Annotated in this window: 14 protein-coding genes; 9 read left to right on the forward strand and 5 right to left on the reverse strand. The window is 62.1% G+C overall.

Annotation, left to right across the window (positions count from 1 at the left end; translation table 11 throughout):
• Positions 1 to 24 precede the first annotated feature (24 nt).
• Positions 25 to 8796: a GH36-type glycosyl hydrolase domain-containing protein gene (locus CFU_RS08880; protein WP_041741594.1), complete on the reverse strand. Its 8772-nt coding sequence runs from the start codon at positions 8794 to 8796 to the stop codon at positions 25 to 27.
• Between the two features lie 398 nt (positions 8797 to 9194).
• Complete coding sequence (locus CFU_RS08885; protein ID WP_014005703.1) at positions 9195 to 10463, reverse strand: NRAMP family divalent metal transporter; 1269 nt, start codon at positions 10461 to 10463, stop codon at positions 9195 to 9197.
• A 243-nt stretch (positions 10464 to 10706) separates the two neighbouring features.
• On the opposite strand from CFU_RS08885, the gene CFU_RS08890 reads away from it, so the two are divergent.
• Positions 10707 to 11243: a ferritin-like domain-containing protein gene (locus CFU_RS08890; protein ID WP_041741596.1), complete on the forward strand. Its 537-nt coding sequence runs from the start codon at positions 10707 to 10709 to the stop codon at positions 11241 to 11243.
• A 73-nt stretch (positions 11244 to 11316) separates the two neighbouring features.
• Complete coding sequence (locus CFU_RS08895; protein ID WP_014005705.1) at positions 11317 to 11619, forward strand: DUF883 family protein; 303 nt, start codon at positions 11317 to 11319, stop codon at positions 11617 to 11619.
• An 82-nt stretch (positions 11620 to 11701) separates the two neighbouring features.
• Here the strand turns inward: CFU_RS08895 and CFU_RS23765 are convergent, their stop codons facing one another.
• Positions 11702 to 11854 carry a DUF3309 domain-containing protein gene (locus tag CFU_RS23765; protein WP_014005706.1) on the reverse strand — a complete coding sequence of 51 codons (153 nt, stop codon included), beginning with the start codon at positions 11852 to 11854 and terminating at the stop codon, positions 11702 to 11704.
• Between the two features lie 324 nt (positions 11855 to 12178).
• On the opposite strand from CFU_RS23765, the gene CFU_RS08905 reads away from it, so the two are divergent.
• From CFU_RS08905 to CFU_RS08920, 4 genes are all read left to right on the forward strand, one after another.
• Positions 12179 to 12424 carry a hypothetical protein gene (locus CFU_RS08905; RefSeq protein ID WP_014005707.1) on the forward strand — a complete coding sequence of 82 codons (246 nt, stop codon included), beginning with the start codon at positions 12179 to 12181 and terminating at the stop codon, positions 12422 to 12424.
• 65 nt (positions 12425 to 12489) lie between these two features.
• Positions 12490 to 13524, forward strand: a complete 1035-nt coding sequence (gene gnd / locus CFU_RS08910) for a phosphogluconate dehydrogenase (NAD(+)-dependent, decarboxylating) (RefSeq protein WP_014005708.1) — start codon at positions 12490 to 12492, stop codon at positions 13522 to 13524.
• Between the two features lie 46 nt (positions 13525 to 13570).
• On the forward strand, positions 13571 to 15244 hold the full coding sequence (gene pgm, locus CFU_RS08915) for a phosphoglucomutase (alpha-D-glucose-1,6-bisphosphate-dependent) (protein ID WP_041741598.1): 1674 nt from the start codon (positions 13571 to 13573) through the stop codon (positions 15242 to 15244).
• Positions 15241 to 16551, forward strand: coding sequence for a glucoamylase family protein (locus CFU_RS08920; protein WP_014005710.1), 1311 nt, complete (start codon positions 15241 to 15243; stop codon positions 16549 to 16551). The genes pgm and CFU_RS08920 overlap by 4 nt, the downstream gene beginning before the upstream one ends.
• Here CFU_RS08920 and tkt read toward each other — a convergent pair.
• Positions 16537 to 18612, reverse strand: a complete 2076-nt coding sequence (gene tkt, locus CFU_RS08925) for a transketolase (RefSeq protein ID WP_014005711.1) — start codon at positions 18610 to 18612, stop codon at positions 16537 to 16539. The genes CFU_RS08920 and tkt overlap by 15 nt on opposite strands.
• A gap of 538 nt (positions 18613 to 19150) precedes the next feature.
• Between tkt and CFU_RS08935 the strand changes: the two genes are divergently transcribed.
• The 3 genes from CFU_RS08935 to CFU_RS08945 all read left to right on the forward strand — a co-directional run bounded on the left by CFU_RS08935 (position 19151) and on the right by CFU_RS08945 (position 22025).
• Entirely contained in the window at positions 19151 to 19333 is a 183-nt protein-coding gene (locus CFU_RS08935; RefSeq protein WP_014005712.1) for a CsbD family protein, read from the forward strand.
• Positions 19334 to 19507: 174 nt separating this feature from the next.
• Positions 19508 to 21118 (forward strand): gamma-glutamyltransferase family protein, encoded by a 1611-nt coding sequence (locus tag CFU_RS08940; protein WP_041741601.1) that lies wholly within the window; start codon positions 19508 to 19510, stop codon positions 21116 to 21118.
• A 46-nt stretch (positions 21119 to 21164) separates the two neighbouring features.
• Complete coding sequence (locus CFU_RS08945; RefSeq protein WP_041743183.1) at positions 21165 to 22025, forward strand: hypothetical protein; 861 nt, start codon at positions 21165 to 21167, stop codon at positions 22023 to 22025.
• Between the two features lie 68 nt (positions 22026 to 22093).
• Here CFU_RS08945 and CFU_RS08950 read toward each other — a convergent pair whose 3' ends face one another.
• On the reverse strand, positions 22094 to 23587 hold the full coding sequence (locus CFU_RS08950; RefSeq protein WP_190275237.1) for a chitin-binding protein: 1494 nt from the start codon (positions 23585 to 23587) through the stop codon (positions 22094 to 22096).
• Between the last annotated feature and the right edge of the window lie 488 nt (positions 23588 to 24075).

Below are 24075 nucleotides of genomic sequence, written 5' to 3' on the forward strand. Positions count from 1 at the left end.
TGATGAACCGCTTGTTCGCTTGCATCAAGCCTGGGGCATTGCGGTTGCGCCGGGCCGCGAGCGCAGCAGGATATCTACCGCATGTTCGCGCTTGTCGTCCAATAGATTGACCGCGCCATCTTCCTGCGCCACGCCGTCGACTTTGAAATGAGCGACCGCATCCTCGGCGGCGCTTTGCGTCACGACAATCCTGTACGTGGTCTCGCGGTAGCGATAATCCATGCGACAGGTATCCCAGTCGTGCGGCAGGCATGGCGCGACATGCAGCTTGTCGCCCTCCAGCCTTAAACCAAGCAGCGATTCTACAATCAAGCGATACATCCAGCCGGCCGACCCGGTGTACCAGGTCCAGCCGCCACGGCCGATGTGCGGCGCTCCGGCGTAGACGTCGGCGGCGACGACATAAGGCTCGACCTTGTAGGTGGCGATTTTCTCGGCAGTCTTGCCATGGTTGAGCGGATTGATCAGGCGCATCAGTTCCCAGGCGCGTTGCTGGTCGCCCAGCTTGGCGAACGCCATCACGGTCCAGATGGCGGCATGCGTATACTGGCCGCCATTCTCGCGCACGCCGGGAACGTAACCGCGGATATAACCGGGGTCCTGGTCGGATTTGTCGAACGGCGGGTCGAGCAGCTGGATGATGCCGTCTTTACGCCGCACCAGACGCTGGTCGACGGCCTGCATCGCGCTCTGGACCCGTTGCGGGTCGCCGGCGCCGGACAGCACCGCCCAGCTTTGCGAAATCGAATCGATCTGGCATTCGACATTCTGGGCGGAGCCAAGCGGGGTGCCGTCGTCGAAATAGGCGCGGCGGTACCAGCCGCCGTCCCAGCCGTTCTTGGCGATGTTTTTCCGCAGCTGGCCGGCTTCGGCCTGGCAGCGGTCGGCGAACGCCTGGTCTTGCTGGCCGAGCGCGATTTTGGCGAAGCTGGTCAGCACGTCGTACAGGAAAAAGCTGAGCCAGACGCTTTCACCTTTGCCTTTGTCGCCGACCTTGTCCATGCCGTCGTTCCAGTCGCACGACCCCATCAGCGACAAGCCGTGCACGCCGAATTTCAAGCCTCTCTCGATGGCGCGCACGCAATGCTGGTACAAGGTTGCGGCCTGGCTCGAATGACCCGGCAAGTCGTAGTAGGAATCTTCATCCGGATTGACTGCGCGGCCTTCCAGGAAGTGCGCGCTTTCCTCCAGCACGGCATGGTCGCCGGTGCTGCTGACATAGCGGTGGACCGCCAGCGGCAGCCACAGGTAGTCGTCGGAGCAATGCGTGCGTACGCCGCGGTCGGTGGGCGGATGCCACCAGTGCTGGACGTCGCCTTCGACGAACTGGTGGGCGGCGCACAGCAGCAGGTGCGCGCGCAGCATTTGCGGCTGGCAATGCACCAGCGCCATGGCGTCCTGCAGCTGGTCGCGGAAACCGAAAGCGCCGCCGGACTGGTAATAACCGCTGCGCGCCCACATGCGGCAGGCGATGACCTGGTACATCAGCCAGCCGTTGGCCAGCAGGTTCAGTTCACGGTCCGGCGTGTCGACCTGGACTGTGCCCAGCGTGCGTTCCCAGAATGCGTGCACGGCTTGCAGCGCTTCATGTGCCGCCGTGGCGCCGCGATAGCGCTGCACCAGGCCGCTGGCATTGGTCTGACGGGTATCGGCCATGCCGAGGATGAAGACGATTTCACGCTGCTGGCCCTGGTTCAGTTCGAACTGCACCTGGATCGCGGCGCAAGGATCGAAGCCGGCGCCGACCTTGCCGGACAGGCGCAGCCGTTCCATCGCCGCGGGTTTTTGCAGGGAACCGTTGCGGCCGATGAATTCATTGCGGTCGCCGCTGACGCTGCGGTTGCTGGCGTCGACATCGAAGAACGCGGTGCGGTCGGTGAACTCGGTATTGTAGGGATTGCGTGCAAACACGGCGCCGGTGGCCGGGTCGGTTTCGGTGACGATGTGCATGGCCGACTTGGGACGCAGGTCGCCCAGCACCCATTCGACATAGCCGGTGGCCGACAGTTTGCGCGTGGCGTCGGATTCGTTGCGTACCCGCAGCACCGAATACTTGACCGAGGCATCGGCCGCGACATACACGGTCAGCTCGGAAACAATGCCATCCTCGATATGTTCGAACACGCTGTAGCCGAAGCCGTGCCGCGTCACATAATCGCCTTTACCGCGCCTTGGCAGCGGCGTGGGAGACCAGTAATGTCCGCTTTCTTCGTCGCGCAAGTAGAACGCTTCGCCGCCGCCGTCGCTGACCGGATCGTTGGCCCACGGCGTGAGCCGGAATTCGTGGGCGTTTTCACCCCAGCTGTAGGCTTGCCCGCTTTCCGAGATCACGCTGCCGAACTGCGGATTGGCGATGATGTTGACCCAGGGCGCCGGCGTCAGCCGGGCGGCGGAGGTGGTGATGACGTATTCTCGTCCGTCGGCCGTGAAACCGCCGAGGCCGTTCGCCAGGTCCAGTTCGCGCGGTGGTAGCTGGATTTGCAGCCGGATTTCCTGGGCCGCCGCGGGCAGCGTCTGCCGCAATGCAGGTATCAGGCGCGGCAGGCGGATTTCCATCAGGTCGCGGCGGTTGATCTGTTCGGCCAGCGTGCCGCGGCTGTCGCTCAGGATGACCCGCGCCACCGACTGGAACAGGACCCGGTCTTCATCCGAGATCTGGTCCACCAGCCGCACGAAAATGCCGCCCGGACGGTCGATTTCATGGGCGCCGGTGACCGATGAAATCAGCCCCATGATCTGCTCTTGCAGCAACTGCCGGTAACCGGCATGGTCTTCGTTCCAGATCACCAGGTCGACCGCCAGCCCTTTCGAACGCCAATAGGCATGGGCTTGCACCAGCTGCCGCACCAGTTCGATGTTTTCCTGGCTCTTGAGGCGCACCAGCACGATCGGCAGGTCGCCGGAAATGGCGTAGCCCCACAGGCCGGACTGTCCGCGATGGTTGCGGATCAGGACGCTGGCGTCGGCGCGCAGCAGCGGATTGACATAGATCACCGAATTCGCCAGGCGGCTGTAAAGCTGGGCGTCGGCTTCGCTGGCGTTGAGCTGGCGCAGCACCACCTGGCTATGCGGCCAGGATAGTTCGACCACCCGGTCCGCCAGGTGGCGATCCTGGTACTTCTCGATCAGGCCGAGGCAGATGTCGCGCGAATCGCCGATGCCGGTCACCATGTCGATGGTGGCTGTCTGTTCCGCTTCCAGCGTGATCTGGTAACGGATGGCGACGATAGGGTCGAGCACCGGGCCGGCGTTGCTTGCCAGCGGTCCTTGCCGGCGCATCGCTTGCGGCGCGGTCACGGTATTGCCGCGGCCGATGAACTGCATGCGGTCGGTTTCATACGACACCGCATCGATGTCGGCGCCGTGCAGCGCCATCAGATGGAACATCCATGGCATTTTTTCATTCATCGAACGCGGCCGGCGCGTGCACAGGATGGCGCGCTGGGCCGCCACGATTTCGGTTTGCACGAACAGGTTGCTGAACGCCGGATGGGTGGCGTCGGCGGCGGCCGGGGCCAGCACGACTTCGGCGTAGCTGGTGATATCTATCGTGCGCCGCGAGCGCGAGCGATTAACGATGCGGGTGCGGCGCAGTTCGATGTCGTCTTCCTGCGACACCACGATTTCGGTATGCAGGTCGAAGCTGTTGTCGCGCCGGCGGAATTCGGCGCGGCCTTCGGAGAAGATCACTTCGTAGCTGTCCGGCTGCGCCAGCGTCGGCTGGAAGGCGGTCGACCAGAAATGGCCGGGTTCGCCGCCGTTCAGTTCGCGCACGTAACAGAATGTGCCCCAGTTATCGCGCGTGCTGTCTTCCTGCCAGCGGGTGACGGCGAGATCGTTCCAGCGGCTGCGGCTGCCGCCGGCGCTGGTGATCATCACGTGATAGCGGCCGTTCGACAGCAGTTGCACTTCCGGGGTGCGCGGATCGGGGCGTTGCAATACCCGCATCTGCAAGCCCTGGTCGGCTACGGCGGTGCGGATATCGGCCAGTTCCGTGGTGTTGGAATAAGTGGCGCTGGCTTTCGGCACGCGTTCGTGCAGCAGCGACATGGTGGCCTGGAACAAAGGATCCGATTCGAAGCGCTTTTGCATGGGGCGGTCCAGCAGCAGGTAGGCCAGCGACAGGAAGCCCATGCCCTGGTGATGCGCCATGAAAGAACGGATGACGACGCTGCTTTGTCCGCGCGGCAGGCGCGACGGCGTGTAATCGATGGCTTCGAAGAAGCCGTATTCGCCCTCGAAACCTTCGGCCGACAGCTGCTGCAGGTTGCGGCAAGCTTCTTCCGGCGCCACCATCAGCGCCATCATCGATGCATAGGGGGCAATCACCAGGTCGTCGCCGAGCCCGCGCTTGAAGCCGAGGCCAGGTACGCCGAATGCACGGTACTGATAGTTGAGGCTGGCGTCGAAGGTATGGTAGCCCGATTCCGAAATGCCCCAGGGCACGCCGCGCTGCATGCCGTATTCGATTTGCCGCTTTACCGCCGATGCGTAAGTCTGGCCGAGCAGGGTGTTTTCAAAGTTCGGCATGACCAGCAAAGGCATCAGGTATTCGAACATCGATCCGCTCCACGACAGCAAGATCGGATCGCCGCCGGCGATGGTGAGCTGGCGTCCGAGCGCGAACCAGCTTTCCTGCGGCACTTGCCCCTGGGCGATGGCGACGAAGGTGGCGAGCCTGGCTTCGGACGCCAACAGGTCGTAGAAACTGACGTCGCGCCGGCGTTCGCTGACGTTATAGCCGATGGCCAGCAGATGGGTGGCGGGATCGTACAGGAAGCCGTATTCCATGCGGGCGAACTCGCCGGCCTGGGTCACCAGCTGCTCGATCAGCAGCATGCGTTCGGCGGCGTGGCGGCTGCCTTCGGCCACCAGCTGGCGGAGGGCAGCCAGGGTTTCGCTGTTGGGCGCATCGCCGGCGCCGGCCAAACCTGGTTCCAGCAGCGGCGCCAGGTCGGCATGGGTCTTGGCCAGCTGGCGCAGGGTCGGGATCTGGTCGAGTTGGGGAAATTTTGTGATCCATTCCGCCGGTGCCAGCGCGGATATCCAGGGCGCCAGGATATCCAGCTCGTTCAGGGCTTCGCGGCACTGGCTGGCCAGCGCGCGCGCCCAGACATTGAGCTGGGTGTCGGGCACGGTGTCGAGGCCGGCGACAAAACCGGCGGCGCAATGGCTGAGGCCTTGCAGACAATCGTGCGCCACGGTCAAGGTAGCCGGCGCACAATCGCAGGCGTCCTGCAGGTCTTTTTCGAACTGGACCAGTTTCGCCAGCGGCCCGCCGCCGGCGGTGTCGCGCAGGATTTCATAGGTGTCGCGGATGCCGGAAAATACCCGCGCCTCGAATATTGGCGTATCGAGCAGCTCGCTCAAGCCCGGCCGCAGGGTCAGCAGGTGGCCGGCAAGGTTGCCGCTGTCGACGGTCGAGACGTAGATCGGATGCAGCGGCTTCAGGTATTGGGTGTCGTACCAGTTGTAGAAGTGGCCCTGGTAGCGTTCCAGCGAGGCCAGCGTCTGGAAAGTGTTCTGGGTGCGCTCCAGCAGCTGGCCGGACGGGATGTAGCCGAAGTCGCAGGCGCTCAGGTTGGCCAGCAGCGACAGGCCGATGTTGGTGGGCGAAGTGCGGCGCGCCACCACGGCGACCGGGTGCTCTTGCACATTGTCGAGCGGCAGCCAGTTGTCTTCGGGGCCGACATAGGTTTCGAAAAACAGCCACATCTTGCGCGACAGCGATTTCAGGAACTGGGTCTGCTCGTGCGACAGCTGCGCTGCGCGGCGTGCAATCGGCTGGCTGATCCAGTAGGCGATGAACGGCGACAGCCACCACAGCAGCAGGATGGGCGCGGCCGCCTGCAGGGCCGGTGGATTGCTGATCACCAGCCAGGCAGCGGTGGCCAGCGCCAGCGCCGGCGCGATCCACATCGAGCGGTAGTAGGACAGCAAGCTGTTGCTGGCTTGGCGGCCGGCCTCGCTGGACGGCTGCCATTCCAGCAGCTTGCGGTGCGAAACCAGGATCCGCCATTGGGTGCGGACGATGGCGTCGAGGTTGAGCGCGGCTTCGTAAGGCAGGAAAATCAGGGTCAGCGCGGCGTGGGCGAAATGCTGCAGGGTCGCGTGCAGCGAAGCCGAAAGATGCTGCCGCAGCAGTACGTCGTCCGGCTTGCGCAGCAGGCTCAGGATGCTGGCGCAGAGCGAGGGAATCAGCAAGATGCCGAGCGCTGCGGCGGTCCAGAACCAGGCCGAAGGCAGGCCGATCCAGCCGCTCAGCAGCAACGCCGTCAGCGCAAAAGGGAAGACGCTGCGGCGCAGGTTGTCGAACAGTTTCCAGCGCGACAAAGGGGACAGCGGATTGCGATGATGGCCGATCTTGCCGCTGGCGGCATCGCGTGCGCCCGGCACCCGCGGCAGTAGCCAGGAAGCGATCTGCCAGTCGCCGCGTATCCAGCGGTGGCGGCGGCTGACGTCAGCGCTGTAGCGCGACGGATACTGCTCGTACAGCTGGACGTCGCTGAGCAGGCCGGCGCGCGCATAACAGCCTTCCAGCAAGTCATGGCTGAGCACGCGGTTTTCCGGCATGCGATCTTTCAAGGTTTGTTCGAAGGCGTCGACATCGTAGATGCCTTTGCCGACGAAAGAACCTTCGCCGAAGATGTCCTGGTAGACGTCGGACACGGTGCGGGTGTAAGGGTCGATGCCGGTTTCGCCGCCGCACAGCAGTTCATAGTAGGAAGCGCCGGCGCTGGGCAGGCTGACTGCTACGCGCGGCTGCAGGATGCCGTAGCCTTCCACCACGCGCTGGCGGCTGGCGTCGTACCGTGCGCGGTTCAGCGGATGCGCCATGGTGGCCACGAACTGGCGGGCAGCATCGCGCGGCAGCTCGGTGTCGGTGTCGAGCGTAATCACGTACCTGACATTGCCGAGGTCTTCGATATCGCCGACGATCAGCGAAAAGGTGTCGGCCGCGCCGTCGCGCAGGAGGGCGTTGAGGTCAGCCAGCTTGCCGCGCTTGCGTTCGTAGCCCATCCAGGTTTTTTCCAGCGGGTTCCAGCGGCGCGGACGGTGCAGCAGCAGGAAATTGTCGCCATGGTCCTGGCGGTATTTCCCGTTCAGCTCCTCGATATTGTGTTCGATATGCTGCAGCAAGAGAGCGTCTTCCGGCAGCATTTCCGCCTCGGCGTCGGCGAAGTCGGTCAGCAGGCAAAAGCGCAGGTTGACGTCGCGGTTGGCGAGAAAGCGCACCTCGAGGGCTTCCGTCAGGCTGTCGATGTTCTGCTTGCTCGACAATATCGTAGGCACCGCCACCAGGGTGCGCGATGCGGCCGGGACGCCGTCCGAAAAATCCATGCGCGGCAGCGGGTGCGGTATGGCGACCAGGGTAATTAGCCAGTTGACCATGGCGTGCGCCAGCTGGCTGCTGGCAACCAGGGCCAGCGCCGCAACCACGGCCAGCAGCCAGTGGCTGGCGCCGTCGGCATGAGCTTTGAAGGCAATGCCGGCGGTGGCGGCGAGGGTGATCAGCACAATGCTGCCGAGGTAGCAGCTCAAGGGCGCAGCCTTGCCCACGCGCCGCAACGCCTCCAGCGGCGACAGCTTGAACCCCACGGCCTGCTCCAGCTGCGGCAGTCCCTGGCCTATCAGGTAATAGCCGACATGCGCGCGGCGCTGGTCGCTGCTGTCTTGCGCGGCATGGGCGGCATGGGCGGCATGGGCGGCGGCGAGCCGGACCGCGTACCCGGCGATTTCAAATTCCGACAAGCTGCTGTGGCGGGCGATTCTCTCGATCACATGCCGGTAGTGGTCGCGGGTAGAAAAATCCATGCGGGCATAGACGTCGACCGGGTCCTTGCGCAAGGTATGGTCGACCACGCTCATGGTTTCGACAAATTCGCGCCAGTCCATGGCGCTCAGGAAGCGCAGGCTGCCGATGCTGTTGCTGATCGATACCTGGTCGGCGGCTTGCTGCTGCGTTTCAAGCTGGACCAGCTGTTCGATGGTCTGGCCGGATTCGGCCAGCCGCTGCGACAGCCAGGTCATGGGCAGCGTCAGCGCCGGGCTTTGCCCTTGCAGGCGGCGCACCAGTTCGGCCACGAACGAACTGTCCATGGGCGGATCGGAACGCGCCATGTCGGCTACCAGCAGGATCAGGTTGCCGGGATCGTTTTCGGCGCTTTCCACCATGGCGTCGGCCCAGGAATCGGCGAGGTTGCGGTTGAAACTGGTGAGCGCCAGGCGGGCGGCGACGCGCCGCAGGTTTTCGATCAGCGCCAGGCGCAGCATGATGGGAATCGCCCACAATTCGCCCAGTTTCAGGGGCGTGACCTGCTGGTAGGCGGCCACAAAGCGGCTCAGGCTTTCCGGATCGACGCGGCCGTCGCCGTGGGAAATGGTTTCCAGCGCAATGTCATAGACCCGCGGCCGGCCGGCCGAGCTGCCGCGCAGCAGGCGCGGCAATTCCCTGCTGTAGTTCTTCGGCAGGTGCCGCTTGGCGGTGCGGATCTGTTCTTCGATCAGGTAAAAATTGTCGAGCAGCCATTCCGCCGCCGGCGTCACCTGGCGGCTGGCCCGGATCGCTTCGGTCAGCAGGCTGCAGGCGTCGATGATGACTTTTTCATTGTCGGCCAGGCGCGACAGCAGCTGGTCGCGTCCGCGTTCGCTGCTGAGCTTGTGGGCGTTGGCCAGTACCCGGCCGTGCTGTTCCATCTGCAGGGCGCTGAACAGCTCCGCGCGCAACGGCAATTCATCATTCGCCGGATCATTGCTCAGGCTGCCAGGCAGCAGGGCATTTTTGATGTCGAGCATATTGTCGCGAAATGCCCGGCGTAATGATTCGCGCAGTGGTTCGTTATTTGATTTCAATTCCGACGTTTCTATTTATGCAATGAACCTGGAGAGAACCGGATCGCATGGCGTGCAAGAGTCAGAGATCTGATTCTGGCCCGGCCGGACCTCCTTGCTGGGAGAAGAGGCAGGGGACGGTAGAAATTGAGACCGCAGGAGTATGGACTGATGCGCCGCGGACTGATTTCCTGCGGACCCCCTGCGTATTACAGCTTAACAGTTTCCCGGGATATTTTTTAATGTCAACCTGCTACTGATCCGGCCGCTGCAGCTAAGGTCGCAGCGGCCGGATCAGGCTACGTCAACAGGCGGAAAAATTCAGTGCGCTGCCGCACATAGTGAAAATCCGAGAGGCTGGTTTATTTCCCCAGGGTCCAGAACATCGTCAATACGGCCAGCGTCATGGCGCCGGTGCAGACCCAGCCCAATATCTTCAGCCTGGCGTCAATCACGAACTGTCCCATGATCTTGGGATGGGCCGCCATCAGCATCATGACCACCATGATGGGCACCGAAATGACGCCGTTGATTACCGCGCTCCAGTACAGGGCCTTGATCGGATCGATGGGAGTGAAGCAGAGCACCACGCCGGCGGCGGTCGAGACGGCGATGATGCCGTAGAATTTTTTGGCCGCTGCGGGTTTTAGCTCCAGGCTGTTTTTCCAGTGGAATGCGCCTGCCATGGCATAGGCGGCGGAGCCGGCCAGCACCGGGACCGCCAGCAGGCCGGTGCCGATGATGCCGGCGCTGAACAGCCAGAACGCGAACTCGCCCGCGATCGGCCGCAGCGCCGAGGCTGCTTGCGCTGAACTCTGGATATTCGTGACGCCGTGCAGGCCGAGGGTGACCGCCGTGGTCAGCATGATGAAATAGGCGACCAGATTGGAAAATCCCATGCCGATGATAGTGTCGATCTTGATCCGGCGGAAATTGGCGCTGGCCTGGTTGGGAGCATCCCGCAACGGTTTGGCGCCGGACCTGGACTGTTGCTCCTCCACTTCCTGCGAGGCTTGCCAGAAAAACAGATAGGGACTGATGGTGGTGCCGAATACCGCGACCACCGTAGTGATGTATGCCGGTTTCCAGGACAGCTGCGGCCAGACGGTTTTTGCGAAGACTTCGGTCCAGGGCGTATGCACGACGAACGCGGTGCCGACATAGGCCAGCAAGGCCAGCGTCAGCCATTTTAATATGCGAACGTAACGGTCGTAGGGAATGAAAATCTGCAGCAGCAGCGACAGCAGGCCGAAGCCCAGCGCATATAAATGGGCGGGGCCGCCTGCCAGCAGCTTCAAGGCTTCGCCCATGGCGGCGACATCCGCCGCGATATTGATGGTGTTGGCAAGCAGCAGCAGGCCGACGATGGCGTACAGCAGCCATGGCGGGTAATGGCGGCGGATATTGGTCGCCAAGCCATGGCCGCTGACGCGGCCGATCTTGGCGCTGACGACCTGGATCCCGACCATCAGCGGATAGGTCAGGAACAGCGTCCATAGCAGATTGAAGCCGAATTGCGCACCGGCCTGCGAATAGGTCGCGATACCGCTGGGATCGTCATCCGCGGCGCCGGTAATCAGCCCTGGTCCCAGCTTTTGCAGCCAGCTTTTTTTAGCATCGGGATGCGTCATTGCGCATTATCTCCATCACTGTGTCAGAAAAGAAGTTTCTATCCGCCCTTATGCTGTCGCAGCCTATTACATAACGCCGATTGGGTCTGTGTGCTAGCCAACAAAGCCGGAACGGGTATTGGCGGATTGGCAAAATCCTGCGCAGCTAAAGCACGCGTTATGTGTGTCAGCGCACCGATTTTTAGCAGGCGACGCCATACAGTGAACATTCCTTCCCATCCCTCACTGTTATGGAGAGCAACCATGTCAGAAACGAAAAAACCCATTTCCGCGGCAATCGACACCGCGGCCATCCGGGCCGCCGCCAAGAACATGGATGACGGCGCGGTGACGGCAGGCTACCGCGGTGACCGCGAGCAGGTGGTCGCCATGCTTAACGATGCGCTGGCGACCGAACTGGTCTGTGTGCTGCGCTATAAACGGCACTACTACACCGCGGCCGGTTTGCAAAACGGATCGATCAAGGATGAATTCCTGGAACACGCAATGGAAGAGCAGGCCCATGCCGACCAGATCGCGGAGCGCATCGTGCAGCTCAATGGCAAGCCGGACTTCAATCCGGATACGCTGGTGCAGCGCAGCCATGCGGAATACGATGGTGCGGACGACATCAAGGCCATGATCAAGGCTAACCTGATCGCCGAACGGGTGGCGATCGAAGCCTACCGCCAGATGATAGAAAGGATCGGCGACAGCGATCCGACCACACGCCTGCTGCTGGTCGGCATCATGGCCAAGGAAGAAGAGCACGCTGACGACATGCGCGATCTGCTGGCTTGAGCGCATACAGTCGCGCCGACCGGGCGATTGCGTATCGATGCCATTTTATTAATATTACTTCGAGGAGATTATCTTGCTGGAATCAAATCTGAAAGCCGTCAACGATGACGTGAAAAAACTGATCAAGGATGCGCAATCCTTGTTTTTAGCCGCGGCCGACCTGACCGGGGAAAAGGCTGAGGAAATGCGCGACCGCGGCATGCGCTTGCTCGACAAGGCAGTGGCTACCGCCCAGGAAGCGCAGGCCAGCGTCCGCGTCGCCGGCCAGGAAATGACGGACTCTGCCGAAAGTTACGTGAAAGAGAATCCGTGGCGGGCATTAGCGACGGCCGCCGGCGTGGGATTTGTGGCCGCCTTGGTCCTGACCAAGAGATAACTCTCAGCACTGCGCGCATGGCTGGAAAAATAGAAAGGCGTGGCGCATATCGCGCCACGCCTTTCTATTGCGGCGGCAATTTTCAAATTCGCCCGGTGAGCAGCAGGACAATCAGGATGACGACGATCAGGCCGGTGACGCCGCTGGGGCCGTAACCCCAGTTGCGGCTGTGCGGCCAGCTCGGCAAAGCGCCGATGACGATGAGGATCAGGATGACGAGTAAGATGGTGCTCATGCTTGGCTCCTAAAGAAGTTGGCAGGCTGGTTGGCAAGCAAGAGCGCAGGGCTTGCAACAGGACCCCCGATGCTGGAATTATTTCCCGCCGGGAGTGGAACCAAGATAATCGGGAAAGATCACAAGGTCTGTGCGCTGGCGTACAAAAACCGGTCGCTGGCCCTACCTGCCGCCCAGCTCTGCTGTCGAGGTTGACAGTGGCGGCTCTGGCCAAAATATGGTCTGATCGGAAGCGCCGCGCTTGTTGCGCCAATACTGTGCCAAAATACAAAATCCAGCAAATGCCGGTTTGGCCGCTTATTTATATACCGTCCGGAGACCGCAATGCGTACCGAAACAATTGGTGAATATGAAATCGAATATTCCGGAATCCAGCTCCCCGATAGCGAAGACTGGGCCGCCAACCTGGCGATCTACGGCCCTTCCAGCAATCCCATGCATAGAAACGATATTTTTCCGTCGCAGCGGGTAGTGGTCGACGCCGTCTTCCATACCGAGCAGGAGGCCGAAGCAGAGGCGCGCGCATTCGCCATTTCAATGATAGAAAAAGGCAGGAAAAAAGACGCCTGAAGGTAGACCGGAAATTCGCAGGCTCACGATTCTGCAGCACAGATTATTCAGCAAGGAGAAACACGATGCAGTTAGGGATGATTGGACTGGGGCGCATGGGCGCCAACATGGTAAGGCGCCTGACCAAGGGCGACCATCAATGCGTAGTGTATGACCTCCATCCGCAAGCGGTGCAGGCGCTGTTGCATCCCGGCGCTACCGGCGCCTCTTCGCTGCAAGACCTGGTCAGCAAGCTGAGCAAGCCGCGCGTGCTGTGGCTGATGCTGCCGGCCGCGGTGGTCGACGAAAACCTGGCCTTGCTGACGCCGCTGCTGGAAGCCGGCGACATCGTGATCGACGGCGGCAATTCTTATTACCATGACGATATCCGGCGCGGCGCCGAACTCAAGGCGCGCGGCATCCATTACGTCGATGTCGGCACCAGCGGCGGCGTGGCCGGCTACGACCGCGGCTACTGCCTGATGATAGGCGGCGACAAGGAAGCGGTGCAACACCTGGCGCCGATCTTCGCCACGCTGGCGCCCGGCGCCGGCGCCGCCAGCCCGACGCCCGGCCGCCAACCATCCGATAGCAGCGCCGAGCAGGGCTACCTGCACTGCGGTCCGCAAGGCGCCGGACATTTTGTCAAGATGGTCCACAACGGCATCGAGTACGGCATCATGGGCGCCTACGCCGAGGGCTTGAACATCCTGCGCAACGCCAATGTCGGCAAGCGCAGCCACGAAGCGGATGCGGAAACCACGCCGCTGCGCAATCCCGAACACTACCAGTACGAGCTCGACCTGCCCGAGATCACCGAACTGTGGCGGCGCGGCAGCGTGATCGGCTCATGGCTGCTGGATCTCACTGCCGGCGCGCTGCTGCAAGACCCCAAGCTGGATCACTACGCCGGTCGCGTCTCGGATTCCGGCGAAGGACGCTGGACCATTAACGCCGCCATCGATGAAGCAGTGCCCGTGCCGATCTTGAGCGCCGCGCTTTTCACGCGTTTCAGTTCACGCGGCGAAGGCGATTTTGCCGACAAGGTGTTGTCGGCGATGCGGCAAGGATTCGGCGGCCATGTGGAAAAACCTGCTCAGCAGAAAAAGCTGGAGGATTGATGGCGGCAATGCACAAAATTACTTACCATTGCCCAGGAAAAGCAACATGAAAATAAGTCCCCTGGCCGGCAAACCGGCCCCATTGTCGTTGTTGGTGGATGTGCCGAAACTGGTCACCGCCTACTACACCAACATTCCCGACCCCGGTGTTCCGGAACAGCGCGTAGCGTTCGGCACTTCGGGGCATCGCGGATCGGCTTTCGACAACAGCTTCAACGAAGCCCATGTGCTGGCCATCACCCAGGCCATTTGCGCCTATCGCAGCAAGCAGGGCATCACCGGCCCGCTGTTCCTCGGCATCGATACCCATGCCTTGTCGGTTCCGGCCGGCGCCAGCGCGCTCGAGGTGCTGGCCGCCAACGGCGTTGAAGTGATGCTGGCGGAGAACGACGAATACACGCCGACGCCGGCGGTGTCGCACGCCATCCTGCGTTACAACAAGGGCCGCAGCAGCGGCTTTGCCGATGGCATCGTGGTCACGCCTTCGCACAATCCGCCGCAGGACGGCGGCTTCAAGTACAACCCGCCCAACGGCGGCGCGGCCGATACCGACGTCACCGGCTGGATCGAGGCGGCCGCCAATGAATTGCTGCAAGGCGGCAACGGCGGCATCAAAAGAATGCCGGTGGCAAAGGCGCTGCAGCTGCCAACCACCCATCGCTACGACTATCTGAACACCTACGTCAACGAACTCGACCAGGTGATCGACATGGAAGCGATCCGCAGCGCCGGCATCCATCTCGGCGTCGATCCGCTGGGCGGCGCCGGAGTGCATTACTGGCAACGGATAGGCGAGCGCTACAAGCTGAACCTGAGCGTGGTCAGCGACGAAGTCGATCCGACCTTCCGTTTCATGACCGTGGACTGGGACGGCCGCATCCGCATGGATCCGTCGTCGTCTTATGCGATGCAGCGGCTGCTGGGAATGAAGGATCGTTACGACATCGCCTGCGCTTGCGATACCGACCATGACCGCCACGGCATCGTCACCAAGAGCGCCGGCCTGCTGCCGGCCAACCACTATCTCGCCGTTGCGATCGACTATCTGTTCCAGCATCGTCCGCTCTGGTCGAAGGCGCCGCGGGTAGGCAAGACCATCGTCAGCAGCCAGCTCATAGACCGGGTTAGCGCCAGGCTCGGCCGCGAGCTGTATGAAGTGCCGGCCGGCTTCAAATGGTTCGCCGCCGGCCTGAATGACGGCTCGCTCGGTTTTGGCGGCGAAGAGAGCGCCGGCGCCACTTTCCTGCGGCTGGACGGCTCGGCCTGGACCACCGACAAGGATGGACTGGCGCCAGCCTTGCTGGCGGCGGAAATCACCGCGCGCAGCGGCAGGGATCCGGGCGAAGTCTATCGCAAGCTGGCCTCCGAACTGGGCGATCCGGTCAGCACCAGGGTCGAAGCCAAGGCTACGCCGGCGCAGAAGAAGATGTTGTCGGCACTGTCGCCGCAGCAGGTGCAATGCGCAGAACTGGCCGGCGAGAAAATCCAGCACATCCTCAGCAAGGCGCCGGGCAACCAGGCTGCGATAGGTGGATTGAAGGTGGTCACCGAAGGCGGCTGGTTCGCGGCGCGGCCGTCGGGCACGGAAGATATCTACAAGATCTACGCCGAGAGTTTCCACGGCGAAGAACACTTGCAGCGCATCGTGCAGGAGGCGCAGGCGATCGTCGATGCAACCCTGGCAGGCAATCCGCAAGCGTTGCCGGCAACCGGCACATGAAGCGGAAAGCGCTGACAACGGCAGCCGAACTGGACATGCTGCAGCGCGAATCCTTCAGTTATTTCATGCACGAAACCAACCTGGAAAACGGGTTGGTGGTCGACAAGACCGCGACCGACTGGCCCGCCAGCATTGCCGCTGTCGGGCTGGCGCTGGCGGCTTATCCGGTGGCGGTCGAGCGCGGTTTCATCGGCCGGGCGGCGGCGCGCAAGCGGGTGCTGCTGACCTTGCGCTTCTTCTGGAGCAGTCCGCAGGGGCCGGAACCGGATGCGACCGGCTACAAAGGTTTTTTTTATCACTTCCTGCATATGCAAACAGGCCGCCGCGCCTGGCAATGCGAACTGTCTACGATCGACACCACTTTTTTCCTGGCCGGGGCCCTGGCTGCCGGCTGCTATTTTGACGACCCCGCCAACGCCGAGGAAAGCGAGATCCGGCGCCTGGCCGACGCCTTGTATCTGCGCGTCGACTGGCAGTGGGCGCAAGACGGCGGCGGTGCGGTATCGATGGGATGGAAGCCGGAATCCGGCTTCTTGCCGAATCGCTGGGACGGCTACGACGAAGCGCTGCTGCTTTATATCCTCGGGCTGGGTTCGCCGTCGCATCCGCTGCCGGCCGACAGTTATTGCGACTGGGCCTTCGCCTATCAGTGGCAGCAAAGCTATGGCATAGATTATTTCTACGCCGGCTCCTTGTTCACGCATCAGCTGTCGCACATTTGGGTGGATTTCCGCGGCATCCAGGACGGCGCCATGCGCACCAAAGGCATCGATTATTTCGAGAACAGCCGCCGCGCCACCCTGGTGCAGCAGCAATATGCGATAGCCAATCCGGGCGGCTTTTCCGGTTACGGTGAATATTGCTGGGGCATCACCGCCAGCGACGGCCCCGGGCCTTCGGTGCTGGAGATCAAGGGCGTCAAGCGCGAGTTCTACGACTATGTGGCGCGCGGCGTGCCGCATGGCCCGGACGACGGCACGATAGCACCGTGGGTGGTGGTGGCCTCGCTGCCGTTTGCACCCGAAATCGTGCTGCCGACCATCGATTATTTTGTGCACCAGGTCGGCCTGAAAACCGGCAATCCCTATGGTTTCAAGGCCACCTTCAACCCCAGCTATCCGTGTAACAGCGCGAACCCCTACGGCTGGATCTCGCCCTGGCATTTCGGCATCGACCAGGGGCCGATCATCTTGATGATAGAAAACTACCGCAGCGAAATGCTGTGGAGCTTGATGCGCAATTGCCCTTATATCGCGAACGGATTGCGGCGCGCCGGATTCAGCGGCGGCTGGCTAGGTGCGCAATAGGGCCAATGCCCGCTGACAGACGTTGGCGACGGTAAAACCGTATTCGTGCATCACCAGTTCACCCGATGCCGAGGCGCCGAAACGATCCACGGCCAGCACGTCGCCATGGGCGCCGACATAACGATGCCAGCCTTGCGCCACGCCGGCTTCCACCGCCAGCCTGGCGCCGATGGCGGGCGGCAGCACCGTGTCGCGGTAAGCCTGGGGCTGCTGCTCGAACAGTTCCCAGCTCGGCATCGAAACAATCCGCGCCTGGATGTCCTGTTCCGCCAGATGCTGGCCGGCGGCCACGATCAGCGCCACTTCCGAGCCGCTGGCGATCAGGATCAGGTCCGGTTTGCCGTTGGCGGCGTCAGCCAGGATGTAAGCGCCGCGCTGCAATTCTTCTGCTGCGGCAAAGCGTGTGCGGTCCAGGGTGGGAACGTTTTGCCGCGTCAGCACCAGCGCCACCGGCCGTTCAAACGATTGCACCGCCGCCCGCCAAGCCGCCGCCGTTTCGTTGGCGTCGGCGGGGCGCAGCACGATCAGGTTGGGCAGCGCGCGCAGACTGGCCAGCTGCTCCACCGGCTGGTGCGTGCCGCCGTCTTCGCCGAGGGCGATGCTGTCATGGGTAAACACGTACACCACCTGCAAGCCCATCAGGGCGGCAAGGCGGATAGAGGGCCGCATGTAGTCGGAAAACACCAGGAAGGTGGCGCCGAACGGCAAGGCGCCGCCGTGCGCCGCCATGCCGTTGATGATCGCGCCCATCGCATGTTCACGCACGCCGAAGTGCAGGTTGCGGCCGCTGTAACTCCAGCCGCCGCCATCGGAACCCTGGCGGTCGCCGGCAATGATGCCGCCCGGCTCGAAATCTCCGAAACCCTTCAAGGCGCTGTAAGTCGACGGGTCAAGGTCTGCCGAGCCGCCGATCAGCGCCGGCAGATGTGCGGCGATGGCATTCATGACCTTGCCTGACGCCACCCGTGTCGCCATGCCCTTGGCGTCCGCCGGGAACTGCGGGATGTCGGCGTCCCAGCCTGGCGGCAGGCCTGCCTTGCCGCCTTCCATGAGCTGCTGCAGTTCCAGCGCGAGCTGCGGAAACTGCTGCTGGTAGGTGGAAAATTTCTCCTGCCAGGCCGCTTCGGCTTTTTGCCCCAGTTGGCCGCCTTCAAGAAAATGCGCGGCGGCCGCTTCGGGAATATAGAAAGAGGGCTGCTCCGGCCAGCCCAGCTTCTGCTTGGTCAGGCGCAGTTCTTCTACGCCGAGCGGCGAGCCGTGGGCTTCGAAACTGTCTTGCTTGTTGGGCGAACCGAAACCCAGGTGAGTGCGCACCAGGATCAGCGAGGGCCTGCCGGTTTCGCCGCGGGCCGCATCCAGCGCCCGCGCTATCGCCGCCACGTTGTTGCCGTCTTCTACCGTTTGCGTGTGCCAGCCGTAGGCGTCGAAGCGCTGCGCGCGGTCTTCGCTGAAGCTGATGTCTGTGCCGGCGGAAAGCGTCACCCGGTTGTCGTCGTACAGGTAAATCAGTTTGCCCAGCTGCAGGTGGCCGGCCAGCGATGCGGCTTCCGAGGCGATGCCTTCCATCAGGTCGCCGTCGCTCACTATGCCGTAGGTGAAATGATTGACGATGTCGAGGTCGCCGCGGTTGTAGCGCGCAGCCAGGCTGGCTTCCGCCATCGCCATGCCGACGCCGTTGGCAAACCCCTGGCCCAGCGGCCCGGTGGTGACTTCGACGCCAGGCGTCAGGCCGCGTTCCGGATGGCCAGGCGTATGGCTGCCCCATTGGCGGAACTGCTTGATCTGCTCCAGCGGCAGGTCGTAGCCGCTGAGATGCAGCAGGCTGTACAGCAAGGCCGAACCGTGGCCTGCCGACAGGACGAAACGGTCGCGGTCGAACCAGTGCGGATCGGCGGGGTGGTGCTTGAGGAACTGTGTCCACAACACATAGGCCATCGGCGCCGCGCCCAGCGGCAATCCAGGATGGCCGCTGTTGGCTTGCTGTACGGCGTCGACCGACAGGAAGCGCAGGGTATTGATGCACAAATCGTCGAGGGCGGAAGCGGGAAGCGTTGAGCTCATTCGGCAACTCCTTGAATTCAGTGGGGATGATGCAATGCAGGGGGAGAGCGCTCAAACAAAGGTAACACTCTTTGCGGCGTTCTTCGCCGGTTTAATGTAACTGCTGGCAGCGGAAAAAGCGGGCAGGGAAGTCTGGACCACTGTAGCCCTGCGCCAGGCGTTTATCTGTGCGCTGACTAACATAGAAAATCCATGTTTGCGGCGACTCTCGGTCCGGACCGCCGGCGCCGGCTCTTCCTTGTGTCCTACGCTGATATCGGTAATCCGCTGATAGCGAGCCGAGCGGCCCCTGATTAAGATTCTGCCATGGCAACGGATATCGGGTTGCCCCAGATAATTCATAAGGAGAGCTGTCATGGGTAAATATTTATTGGCCTGGCTTCTTGGCGTGCCGGCAGTGGTGTTGGTGGTGATCTATCTGCTTGTGCATTGATCCGGGCTCGGCAACAGCTTTTTCATTTTTTCGTGCTGCCGTGGATTCTCTAGCGGGAAAACGCGGCAGGTCTAGCAGGTTTCTCAACCAAATGGAGAATTAAACATGAACAAGGACCAGGTCAAAGGCGCCAGCAAGGATATTGCCGGGAAAATCCAGGAAGGAGCAGGCAAACTGGCGGGCAATAAAGAACAGCAAGCTAAGGGCCTGCAAAAGCAGGTCGAAGGGAAAATCGAGAAATCGCTGGGCGACGCCAAGGAAGTCGCCAAGGATATTGCTCGTAAGTAGCCGCTGCCAAACCTGCACCCGCCAGCCGGCGGGAGCAGGTTCGCCAGACATTGCAACAAGCCGCTCGCCGCGGCTTTTTTATTGCCGGTTGCCTGGAACCGGCAGGCCGTTTATTCTTGGGATATGCTTGCAGCGGGCGCCATTGACCTGCCGTCATTATCGATAAGAGAGCGTATGTTCACCTTCGATCCCAATCATTATCCTTATGCTTCCCGCCGCAGCGCGGTCTACGCCAGGCGCGGCATGGTCGCCACTTCGCAGCCGCTGGCAGCCCAAGCCGGGCTGGCGGTGCTGCAGGCCGGCGGCAACGCCATCGACGCCGCAATCGCCACCGCCGCCGCGCTGACCGTGGTCGAGCCGACCGCCAACGGCATAGGCGGCGACGCCTTTGCGCTGATCTGGCACAAGGACGAGTTGCACGGTTTGAACGCCAGCGGCGCCGCGCCGCAGGCGATCACGATCGACAAGCTGCACGCCGCCGGCCACAGCACCATGCCCAAATACGGCGGCCTGCCGGTCACCGTGCCCGGCGCGCCGGGAGCATGGGCCAGCATGGCAGAGCGCTTCGGCAAGCTGCCGCTGCAGCGTTCCATGGCCGGCGCCATCGCGCTGGCGCAAGAGGGTTACCCGGTATCGCCAATGGTGGCGTTTGCCTGGCAACAGGCCTACAAACTATTTCGGGATGAGCTGAAGGGCAGCCATTTCCAATCCTGGTTCGACACCTTCAGCGTCGACGGCCGGACGCCGCGCGCAGGTGAAATCTGGCGCGCGCCAGGCCATGCCGATACGCTGGGCGCGATCGCCGCCGACAACGGCGCCAGTTTCTATCGCGGCGCCCTGGCGGAAAAGACCGCCGCTTGTGTGCAAGCCGCCGGCGGCTATCTGGACAGCGCTGACCTGGCGGCGTATCAGCCGCAGTGGGTGGCGCCGATCAGCAGCAATTACCGCGGCTACCAGGTATGGGAAATCCCGCCTAACGGCCATGGCCTGGTGGCCTTGCTGGCCCTGAACATCCTGAAAGGCTTCGACTTTGCCGAACGCGATACCTTGCTGACCTATCACCGCCAGATCGAAGCCATCAAGCTGGCTTATGCCGACGGCCTGGCCCACATCGCCGACAACGGCCACATGCGGGTCGCGGTGGAAGATTTGCTGTCGGAGGCTTATGCCGATGAACGGCGCAAGCTGATCGGCCCGCGTGCGGTGTTGCCGCTGCCTGGCCAGCCGGCGCGCGGCGGCACCGTTTACCTGAGCACCGCCGACGATGAAGGCAATATGGTGTCCTTCATCCAGAGCAACTACATGGGTTTCGGCTCCGGGCTGGTGGTGCCGGGAACCGGCATCGCCTTGCATAACCGCGGCAACAATTTCACGCTCGAGCCGGCACATCCGAATTGCCTGGCGCCCGGCAAGCGGCCTTACCACACCATCATTCCCGGGTTCCTGAGCAAGGACGGCAAGGCGGTCGGCCCGTTCGGCGTGATGGGGGCGTTCATGCAGCCGCAGGGACATGTGCAGATGGTCATGAATACGGTGGACTTCGCGCTCAATCCGCAATCCTCGCTCGATGCTCCGCGCTGGGAATGGGAAAGCGGCAATAACGTCAGCATCGAACATACCAACGCCGAGCACCTGTTCCGCGGCTTGCGCGGGCTGGGGCACGAAGCTTCGTGGTCGGCCAGCCAGCTCGGCTTCGGCCGCGGCCAGATCATCTGGCGCGACCGCCACGGCGTGCTGTGCGGCGGCACCGAGCCGCGCACCGATGGTTGCGTGGCGGCCTGGTAAACAGCAGCGAAAATCATTAAAGAGTGAATCGACAAGGAAAATGAAGATGTCTGAACCGGTTGACCTCAAGAATATTTTCCCGGTAATCATGACGCCTAGCCATGACGGGAAATATTTCCAGAACTACGTGATGTCCTTATTGAATTTTACTATTCACGCCGAACGTGCCGGCATGCCCATGCAGGTAGTCATGCACCAAGGGGAAAGCCTGGTGACGCGTGCGCGCAACAATTGCGTCGCCGATTTTCTCGCGTCCCCGCAATGGACCCATCTATTCTGGATCGACGCCGACATCGGATTTTCCGCTGAAGCCGCATTCCGCTTGCTGCGTTCCGGCTACGATATCGCCGCCGGCGTATATCCGCTCAAGCGTGAAAACTGGCCACAGCAGGGCCTGCCGGCAGGCACTACCCAGCTGCAGTTCGAGGCGGGATACACACGGTATACAGTGAACGCAAAAGCTGCCGGCGACAGCAACCGGATCAACCTGGAAGTACAGGCCGACGGCTTCATGCGCATGGAAGAAGCACCGACCGGGTTCATGGTGATCAAGCGCAGTGTGTTCGAGCGGCTGATCGCCAGTTATCCCGAGCTGAACTACGTACCCGACTCCGCCGGGATTGCCGACCAGGGGCTGCACTACCGTTTCTTTGATGTCATGGTCGATCCGGTCACCCGCCGCTACCTGTCGGAAGACTATGGTTTTTGCCGGTTATGGTCCGGACTGGGCGAGTCGATTTACATCGATGCCAACTCAAACCTGAGCCACCAGGGCTCCAAGCTATACAAGGGAGACTTTGCGAATTCCTTGCTCACGTCCTTGCCGCATGCGGTCGGCGGCCCGGCCGGCATGCAGATGCAGCTGACCGGCGGCGAGTACTTGCAGCCGAATCCGCCGCCGCTCTGAGTTGTTCCTCGCTTGCAGGGGCAGACGGGCTGGCGCTTGCCGGCCCGTCTCTCAGGGGCGCCCCAGGATTACAGCTGGACGCTGGTGGTGGCGTTGAACTTGGTGTTCAGGCTGGTCTCCAGGTTGCCGATCGCCTTTTCCAGGACGCTGAAGATCTGCGCACGGTTGGCGGCATTGCTCAAGTCCAGGGTGGCGCCGGCGGCGACCTCGGCCGTGGCCAGTGCGCTGTTGAACGCAGCCTGCGCCTGCGCCGCCGAAATATAGGCCGATTGCCCCGAGCCGTTCACATACGCCAGAGTCTGGAAGACGTTGGAGAACACGGTTTCCAGCGCCGCGACACCGAAGGCGACATGGTTGGCGGGCGTCACGAAAGTGGTGGCGCTGGTGGTCGGGATCGGGTTGTCATATAGCTGGTCGAGGTAGTAGCGCACCTGATACGGATACTGCTTGTAGGTGTCAGTCGCACCCCATACCGAACTGTAGGCATTGACGCTGGTTACGGTCGACGCGGTAGCGGTTGCCGCCAGCTTGCTGTAGCTGCTCATCAGGGTGCCGTAGAAACCCTGGTTGTAGGCAACGTTCAGCAGCACATCCAGGAAGTTGTTCGGCAGCTTGGTGAACTTGACCAGCGCATTGTCGTAATCCGGCTGCCACGGCGTGGTCCAGCCGCCCATACCCTTGCCGGTGACGATCAGGGCGACAAAGTCGTTGTAGTGGAAGTAGGCGGTCAGCATCGGCCCGTAATACTTGTTGTTGAACGACGGCGGCGTCGGCTTGCTGTACTGCTGGGCCGCGTTGGCCATGGTGTAGCCGATGTTTTTCTGGATGGCGACGTAGTTGATCAGCGAATGGCCGGCCGGCGCATAGGAGCCCGACACCATGTCGGCCGCGTAATTGTTGATCTGGTACGGACCGCCCTGGCCGGTGGCCATCACCGCCTGCTGGTCGGGCGACGGGTCGATCAGGTTGCCGCTGCTGACGTACAAGCCGGTGGCGATGTTCTCCTGCAGCAGCTGGCCCAGGATCGAACCGTACAGGTAGTCTTTCTGGAACTGCATGCCGGGATAGTATTGCTGCAGCAGGTGCCCATACATGACGCCGGCGACGATGTTCGACATGATCAGGTCGTTGTAGTTGCCGCCGTCCAGCAGCAGCTGGTCCTGCGCCGAGCCTGCGCCCAGCAGCAGGTGGAAATTGATGGTTCCGGTGGTGGCGCCCGGAGGCGGCGTGACAGGCGGCGGAGTAACCGGCGGTGCGGCGTCGCCGCAGGCGCCGGCCGACGTCCACGGTTTGCCGCTGCCGATGGGGCCGCTTTCGGTTGACGGGTTATTCCCTTGGGTCCACCAGTTGGCGGTGTAGTTGACGTTGCTGTAGCTGGCGCTGTTGCCGCCGGTGTAGATGGCGCTGGCAACCCAGGCGGCGGCGCAAGCCGGGGCGCTGGCCTTGGCCGAAACCTGCTGCAGGCTTGCGCTCGAAACGCCGGACGAACCGCCGTCGCTGCAGGCCGCCAGCATGGCGCCGGCCAGGCCCAGCAGCAGGGTATTGGATACGATTGTTCTCATGTCTCTCTCCTCGATCAATTGATGATGTAAGAGGAGCGAGCCGCCACCAGCTTGCGCACACTCCCAAAGCTGGGACTGAGGATGCTGCCGTGAAAAATGAGCGTCAAGTGGTTTAAAAAATCTGCCAGCGCCACCATACCACTTCAGAATCTGTGCGGCGCCAGCCTGAAAATCGCATCGGCTTTGAAGCGCCGGCGATTTGTCTTCACAGTCATTTGTTTCCTTGTGGAAATAAAATGCAAAACAGATTAATATCGATAAAAAGAGAACGTCCGCGGCTCATCCGGAATCATGGCGGGGCACGCGGAGGCCATACCACTTTTTCCGATTACCTCATGTGGTCTTAGCCGGAACGATGATCTTTCAGCATGGCCTTGCGGCAGGCAGGTAAACCAATAATGGGCGCAGGAATATGGCAGTATCTTTGATATGTATCCGTAACCTGACCAATTATTGAAAGCCACATTTATGCGACCAGCGTCTTTTCT

It is taken from the genome of Collimonas fungivorans Ter331 (assembly GCF_000221045.1).
Lineage (GTDB): Bacteria > Pseudomonadota > Gammaproteobacteria > Burkholderiales > Burkholderiaceae_D > Collimonas > Collimonas fungivorans_A.